This window comes from Intestinibacter sp. (genome assembly GCF_034113885.1).
Lineage (GTDB): Bacteria > Bacillota > Clostridia > Peptostreptococcales > Peptostreptococcaceae > Intestinibacter.
On record NZ_JAXEWM010000115.1, the window covers coordinates 1 to 2,143 of the forward strand.

Here is a 2,143-nt window from a genome sequence, read left to right on the forward strand (position 1 = left end):
ATAAAATAGTGGGTAGCGATTATCTTTATAGTGCGATAAAACTATGCCTTAATGAATTTGACTACATCAGGAAAAACCTAAGGCGACATGGTGAAGAGTATAGTCTTGATAGTTTAATTGAATACTACAAAAAGACTGACGCTTTATTTACTGAAGCAAGCGATGCTCTTATTGAAGAGATAGTAGAAATAAATAAAGAAGAGGACTTATTACTGCAAAACCGTTATTCTCAAGGGTGCTAAAAGGTGCTAATTATTACACGATTTGCTTAAAAAGGTGCTAAATATTACACGATTTAAGGTAAGTGTGCTAAAATTGTATTAAACCCTCTTACATGAGACATCTTATGTAAATAGGTCTGATACAAAGATATCGGACTTTTTTTATGGAAAAATATAAGATTTCAATATAAAATTGCGTTTTTTCTATCAACAAGGTTCGAACAACTTGGCTCTAACGATAATCATTTATTATTTAAAATTCTATCCTTTACCCGATTTGCCTTAAGGGTGCTAAGATTTTTATACGATTATAGGCAGGGGTGCTAAAAATTACACGATTTAACACGATATTAAATTTAAGTATTTTTAAATTACTGATGGAGAGTACAAAAATACAAATTTTTGATGTAAACGACATACATTAATTTATCGTAACGCTTATTGTATACTTTATTGTATACTTTTTACAATAAATATAGTATACAATTAATAAACAAAAGAAGGTTGCTATTATGGATAAATACTTGGATATTCTTGAAAACTTATTGCTTTTAGAAGATGAATATGAATGGTTAGATTTTAAAGAGAATTGGTTTAATAAAGATGAAATTGGTGAATACATTTCGGCTGTTGCCAATGGGGCATGTCTATGTGGTAAGGAATATGGTTATATTATATGGGGAGTAAAAGATAATTCTAGAGATATAGTTGGAACATCAATTAATTTCGATAAAGATATTAATCATGAACCATATAAGCATTATTTAGCAAGAAATTTAAAACCTAGTACAGCTTTGAGGTTATTGAAAAAGAATATCAAGGTAAGCGTATTGTTATGCTTCAAATTCCGTCATCAAAATCAGTTCAAACCAAATACAAAGATGTTTCTTATTTTAGAATTGGATCTAGTAAGGAAAAAATCAATAAATTTCCAGAATGGGAACTCAAGCTAAATATAACTCTTCAAGAAGGGTTCCCAACAATAGTAAATGTTGCAGCTCCAGATTATGCCCAAGAGTTAACATTTGAAAAACTGTTTATGTATTATGCGGCTAAAGGTATTTCACTAAAACCAGATAGTTTTGAGAGGAGCCTAAAATTAAAAAACAAGAATGGGCAATATAACGTTATGGCTTATATTTTATCTGATCAAAACTCGATTCCTGTTAGAGTATCTATTTTTAGCGGAAGAGATAAAACAGCTCCACTATTTTCTGTTAAAGAGTTTGGAAATACATGTATCTTGTACTCTATGGATAAAATACTTGAATATGGTGATGCTATTAATATAATTCAAGCAGATGAAAGAAATAGGATTTCTGAAAGAAGGGATGTACCGCTATTTGATTATGAAGCATTTCATGAAGCAATATTAAACGCATTTATTCATAATAAGTGGTTGACTTTAAATGCACCTCAAATTTCTATTTTTACTGATAGAATAGAAATATTATCACATGGTGGTCTAGCTATAGATCAGGATGAGAAGGGGTTTTATAGTGGCACAAGTCTACCTGTTAATGATGTTCTTGCATCTATTTTTCTTCAATTAAGAATCAGTGAACGTTCTGGCAGAGGAGTTCCAAAAATTGTTGGCAGATACGGAAAAGAGTCAATTCAAATTGAAAAAAATAGAATTATAGTCACAATTCCTTTTGAAAAGATTGAGGTAAATAAGTTTATAGTATCCAATAATGTATCCAATAAAGTATCCAATAAAGTAAATAGAACTCAAGAAAAAATAATTACTGCAATTAGAAATAATTCAAATGTTACTATAAATCAACTAATGGTAATTACTGGTTTGTCTGAACCTGGTGTAAAAAAGAATTTAAAACACTTAAAAGATGCTGGAATTATTGCACGAATAGGTGCAAATAAAAATGGATACTGGGAGGTGCTAAAATGATTCACCAAATGAA

The 2,143-nt window shown here is 29.8% G+C and carries 3 protein-coding genes; all 3 read left to right on the forward strand.

Annotated elements, in window-relative coordinates:
* A partial coding sequence (locus tag SPD90_RS07065; protein ID WP_320924756.1) for a hypothetical protein occupies positions 1-242 on the forward strand: 242 nt, incomplete at its 5' end.
* Positions 243-733: 491 nt separating this feature from the next.
* Entirely contained in the window at positions 734-1,174 is a 441-nt protein-coding gene (locus tag SPD90_RS07070) for an AlbA family DNA-binding domain-containing protein (protein WP_320924757.1), read from the forward strand.
* Positions 1,057-2,130: an ATP-binding protein gene (locus SPD90_RS07075; protein WP_320924758.1), complete on the forward strand. Its 1,074-nt coding sequence runs from the start codon at positions 1,057-1,059 to the stop codon at positions 2,128-2,130. Before SPD90_RS07070 ends, SPD90_RS07075 begins: the two co-directional genes overlap by 118 nt.
* The last annotated feature ends 13 nt before the right edge of the window (positions 2,131-2,143 follow it).